This window comes from Cupriavidus campinensis (assembly GCF_905397395.1).
GTDB lineage: Bacteria > Pseudomonadota > Gammaproteobacteria > Burkholderiales > Burkholderiaceae > Cupriavidus > Cupriavidus campinensis.
In genome coordinates this window covers 1-4,020 of sequence record NZ_CAJPVH010000118.1, presented here as the reverse complement: position 1 = coordinate 4,020, position 4,020 = coordinate 1, and the positions used below count along the sequence as shown (strand labels likewise).

Genomic DNA, 4,020 nt, shown 5'->3' with positions numbered 1-4,020 from the left:
TTCCGTGCTTCCGGCTCAGTGTCCCAGTCCCAACTCCCCCGGACAAATATTCCTGAACCACCTGGCGCTTGAACGCCTCGTTGTACTTCGCCATGAAAAACACCCCAAAGGCTGAACGGGTGTCCAACTTTTGGGGTGCAGTTCATTGAGGGCCCGCTTTTTTTTGGGTTCATCGCCTGTCTGCGGGGACTGAGGCTGGCAGAACGATCCGTTGCAGTCCCTTGCTTGCGCCCCGGGCAATGTCCGGTGACGAGCCAGGAAGGGGCGGCGAGGATCGATGGCGTCAAAGCCCCCGGAGAAATTCGACTAACGCTGCGTTGACGACGCCCGGTGCTTCTTGGGGCAACCAGTGTCCTGCCGTCGAAACCACATCAGACTTACGCAGATTTGGCACGATTTTGGGCATGGCGTCGATAATTTCACGCATGCCGGGCATAGCGAGCCCCGTATCTCTTTCGCCGACAAGGTAAAGGGCAGGCACTTCGATTCGAAGCCCTTCAAACGCGGCTTGCATTTCCCAATTTCTGTCGAGGTTCCGATAGTAGTTCAGTCCCCCTCGAAAGCCAGAGACATCGAAGGCGCGCACGAACGCTTCCAGATCGGCGGAACCAAGCCAATCCGGCAACGACGGGAAATCACCGAGGGCGTCGAGGTATTGCTTGTCCCGAGGCACCAATCCGAACGGGTTCGGGGTGCTAGCGTCGCGATCGCCGACATCGCCCGAGGCCGAAAAATAGATCTTGCGCAGGGTCGCAGCAACGTCAAGCTCAAGCTCGCTTTCGGCGAGTCCAGGCTTGGAGAAGTAATGGGTGTAAAACCACGCCTGGTCGTTCTGCGGAAAGAGGTGACTTGGCGCAAGTGGTGCGCGGCCCATCATCGGAACGCCGAGCGCCACCACACCCCGAAATCGATCAGGCCGAAGCATTGCCGCCTGCCACGCAATAGTTGCACCCCAATCGTTTCCGACGATGACTCCTTCGCTTTCGCCGAGTACGCCAACGAGCGCAACAAGATCGCCGACAACGTCGAGCGTCGTGTATTGCCCGATACCTTCGGGGCAGTCGCTCAACCCATATCCGCGCAAGTCTGGCGCGACAGCGTGAAAACCGGCCTGCGCCAGTGCTGCGAGTTGATGCCGCCAAGCATGCGATGTCTCTGGAAACCCATGGCAAAGCAGCACCAAGGGCCCCTTGCCTTGCTCTGCGACATGCAATCGGATGCCATTGGCTTCAATAAAGCTGTGACGGTAGGCGCTCATGTTGGCTCGGTAATATGGTCGTTTACAGCACTGATCGCGTTAGCGTAACATCAAACATTACGGAACATCAACAGCTCTGATTTCATGCGACTCGACACCCGACTGGCTCGACTCCTGCACGTTCTGGTGCACATGCATCTACGCGGTGGTTCAACCACGTCCGAGAACATTGCACTGATGCTGCACACCAACCCGGTTGTGGTTCGAAGAACGATGGCGTCGCTGCGCGACGCAGGCTACGTCCAATCCGCGGGCGGACGAGGGGGCGGGTGGGAGCTTGCGCGAGACCTGGAGGACTTCACGGTAAAGGATGTCTACGTGGCGATTGCGCACACGGCGCTTTTCGCACTCGGCCCCGCTGATGACAATCCGGCATGCCCGGTAGAGGCTGCCGTGAATCGCCACATCAATGAGGGACTGAGTTCTGCAGAGACGACGATGCTTCGGATTTTTGGAAAGAAGAGCCTGGCCGAAATCGCCCGAGATGTCACTTCGTCGACATCAGGAAAATCCAGTGGCCAGGTCTAAGGCCGCGTGAATTGAAATCAGCGGCGCACTGGCAGCTCGTTGAATGCTGCAATGTTAAGCGGCCGCTTTGGGCTGAGTGCCGGCCCTTGATCTGTTGAGTGTAGAGACCGCTCCTGGCCGGACTGTGACTTAGGTTTGTCGCTTTCCCTGCGGGTTAGTCTTGCATTGCCGCCACGGGCAGCCCTCGGCCATGAGCAGTCATTCGACGATCCTCAATGTATCGTCGACGATCCCGGTATCAAAGAGAAGGGATTGGAAGATACTACGGCCGGCTAATCTTACGGATCGCGTGGACCTTATGCCGCATCCTTGATATTGCCGCGCGCCGCCCGCGTATCCCGCGCCGGCGACTGGCCGAACATGCGTCCGTATTCGCGCGTGAACTGCGGCACGCTTTCATAGCCGACGGCGAAGGCCGCGCGGCTTGCAGTTGCGCTCTCTGACAACATCAGGCGCCGCGCCTCGATCAGGCGAAGGTACTTCTGGAATTGCAGCGGTGTCAGCGATGTCACTGAACGGAAATGCTGATGAAAGGAGCCCTGGCTCATGCCTGCCACCGCTGCGAGCCGCTCCACAGTCAGCGGCTTGTCGAATTCGGCGCGAATCACCGCGACGGCGCGTGCCACGCGTTGCGCGTGACTATTTACCTTGCCCAGCTTTCGGATTGCCGTGCCGTGGCGCCCCATCAGCAACCAGTAATGCAGTTCGCGCACGAGTTGTGCCTGTAATACCGGGACAGCCGCTGGACGATCGAGCAAACGCATCAACCGCAAGGCAGCGTCTGTCACTTCCGTATCGGTGCGATCGACGCGGACGGGCGTCTCATCGATATCGCCGGCAGCGCCAATCTCCTGGCACAGCCCGGCGATCAGCAGGATATCGAGTTCCATGACCAGCGACAGATACGGTGCGGCGATGCTTGCCCGGGTGATCTGGCTGACGGTCGGCACATCAGCCGAAATCACCAGCGAATCCCCGGCGGTGAAATCAAAATTCTGTGCATCAATCGTCACGCGTTTGCTGCCCTGCTGTACGAGGCAGATCAATGGCCGCGAGATCGAATAGAGCAGCGCGCTCGCCGACGTGGCCTGGATGATGGTCAGTCCGGGAACAGGCGTCAGGGCCGTGCCCGCTGCATCGGAATGGGCGTCGGCATAGCGTCGGACGGCGGAGAGCAGTGTGGATTCCATGGCGACAAGCCTACACCTGTGGCGGCAGTGGTGCGACGAATTTGCAGGATCAGGCAAGAATTTCCGAGTTTCCGACAACCCCTCGAGGCGGTGGAGTTCGATACTGGCTTCCAGTCATCCACACCCCAGACAGGAGCCAGACATGACCCGAATCACCGTTGTTACCGGCGCAAGCCGTGGGCTTGGCCGCAATGCCGCACTGAGCATCGCCCGCCAGGGCGGCGACGTCATCATCACCTATCAGAGCCGGGCGCAGGATGCCCAAGCTGTCGTGGCCGAGATCGAGGCCATGGGACGCAAGGCGATGGCGTTCCAGCTCGACTCCGGCGCTGTCGCCACCTTTGCGCCCTTCGCGGAACAACTGCGGAAGGCGTTACAACAACATTGGGGCCGCAACTCGTTCGACCATCTGGTCAACAACGCCGGCCACGGCGACTACGCACTGATCGCGGATACTACCGAGGCGCAATTCGATCGGCTGGTGGATGTGCATTTCAAAGGCGTCTACTTCCTGACGCAAGCGCTGCTGCCCCTGATTGCCGATGGCGGCCGCATCGTCAATCTATCGTCGGGCCTGACACGCGTCAGCTATCCCGGCTATGCCGCTTATGCCGCGGCTAAGGGCGCCATCGAGGTGCTGTCGGTCTACCTGGCCAAGGAGTTGGGCCAGCGCGGCATCGCGGTCAACACGGTGGCACCGGGAGCAATCGAGACCGACTTCGGCGGCGGTGCGGTGCGAGACAATCCCGAGCTGAACCAGTCCTTCGCAGCGATGACCGCCCTGGGCCGCGTCGGCGTGCCCGACGATATCGGCCCCATGATTGCGAGTCTGCTCTCCGCCGACAACCGGTGGATCAACGCGCAACGCATCGAGGTATCGGGCGGCCAGCGCATCTGAGCCTTGCTAACCTTGCGCGGACGCGAGTCCGCGTTCGGCCAGGAGCGGTCGTTCGACGCGACAAGCTAAATCGCTGAGAATGAGCGTTCAAGGATCCTCGGGTATCGACAGGTACGCAGAACAGATATGGGCAAATACTCATTCAG

4 protein-coding genes are annotated in these 4,020 nt (G+C 60.0%); 2 read left to right on the top strand and 2 right to left on the bottom strand.

Features of this window, described 5'->3' with window-relative positions; all coding sequences use genetic code 11:
• Positions 1 to 283: 283 nt before the first annotated feature.
• On the bottom strand, positions 284 to 1,258 hold the full coding sequence (locus KHO18_RS27950; protein ID WP_211944291.1) for an alpha/beta fold hydrolase: 975 nt from the start codon (positions 1,256 to 1,258) through the stop codon (positions 284 to 286).
• 84 nt (positions 1,259 to 1,342) lie between these two features.
• Between KHO18_RS27950 and KHO18_RS27945 the strand changes: the two genes are divergently transcribed.
• Positions 1,343 to 1,786: an RrF2 family transcriptional regulator gene (locus tag KHO18_RS27945; protein ID WP_144203670.1), complete on the top strand. Its 444-nt coding sequence runs from the start codon at positions 1,343 to 1,345 to the stop codon at positions 1,784 to 1,786.
• A 296-nt stretch (positions 1,787 to 2,082) separates the two neighbouring features.
• Here the strand turns inward: KHO18_RS27945 and KHO18_RS27940 are convergent, their stop codons facing one another.
• On the bottom strand, positions 2,083 to 2,976 hold the full coding sequence (locus tag KHO18_RS27940; protein ID WP_144203668.1) for an AraC family transcriptional regulator: 894 nt from the start codon (positions 2,974 to 2,976) through the stop codon (positions 2,083 to 2,085).
• A gap of 142 nt (positions 2,977 to 3,118) precedes the next feature.
• On the opposite strand from KHO18_RS27940, the gene KHO18_RS27935 reads away from it, so the two are divergent.
• Positions 3,119 to 3,874: an SDR family NAD(P)-dependent oxidoreductase gene (locus KHO18_RS27935; RefSeq protein ID WP_211944290.1), complete on the top strand. Its 756-nt coding sequence runs from the start codon at positions 3,119 to 3,121 to the stop codon at positions 3,872 to 3,874.
• Positions 3,875 to 4,020 lie beyond the last annotated feature (146 nt).

What these genes read in the sequence shown, in the direction of transcription:
- KHO18_RS27935 (WP_211944290.1), top strand. Translation starts at nt 3,119, where the DNA reads ATGACCCGAATCACCGTTGTTACCGGCGCAAGCCGTGGGCTTGGCCGC.
- KHO18_RS27940 (WP_144203668.1), bottom strand. Translation starts at nt 2,976, where the DNA reads ATGGAATCCACACTGCTCTCCGCCGTCCGACGCTATGCCGACGCCCAT.
- KHO18_RS27950 (WP_211944291.1), bottom strand. Translation starts at nt 1,258, where the DNA reads ATGAGCGCCTACCGTCACAGCTTTATTGAAGCCAATGGCATCCGATTG.
- KHO18_RS27945 (WP_144203670.1), top strand. Translation starts at nt 1,343, where the DNA reads ATGCGACTCGACACCCGACTGGCTCGACTCCTGCACGTTCTGGTGCAC.